This window comes from Planomonospora algeriensis, from assembly GCF_977012225.1.
The window spans coordinates 1-507 of sequence record NZ_CDRNDK010001080.1 but is presented as its reverse complement, the minus strand read 5'-3'; the positions used below and the strand labels follow the sequence as shown (position 1 = coordinate 507).

Annotated in this window: 1 pseudogene; it reads right to left on the bottom strand. The window is 76.7% G+C overall.

What is annotated here, in order from left to right:
- A pseudogene (locus tag ACWJ6R_RS37900) lies at nucleotides 1-507 on the bottom strand (ATP-binding protein); the annotation flags it as partial.

Genomic DNA, 507 nt, shown 5'->3' with positions numbered 1-507 from the left:
TCCGGGCGGCCAGGGCCGCCTCCTGCCCGGCCCAGGACTCGGCGAAGGCCTCCGGGGCGGCGTCGTAGGCCAGGCGGCGCCGCACCACCTCGGCCCGCTCGTCCACCTCCCGGGACGCCCGGACCTCGACGGTGAGCCGAACGGTCGAGGAGCTGCGGGCGCAGCTCGCCCTCCTCGGGGTTCATGGTCCCCACCAGCAGGAATCGGGCGGCGTGCCGTACCGACACGCCCTCGCGCTCGACGTAGCAGGTGCCGAGCGCGGCCGCGTCCAGGAGCAGGTCGACCAGGTGGTCGTGGAGGAGGTTGACCTCGTCGACGTAGAGCACGCCGCGGTGGGCGGCGGCCAGCAGGCCTGGTTCGAAGGCCTTCACGCCCTCGGTGAGGGCGCGCTCGAGGTCGAGGGAGCCGGCGAGGCGGTCCTCGGCGGCGCCGACGGGCAGTTCCACCAGGCGGGCGGGGCGGGAGGTCGCCCCGCCGGGCTCCGGGCCGGGCGGCCATGGGGATCGC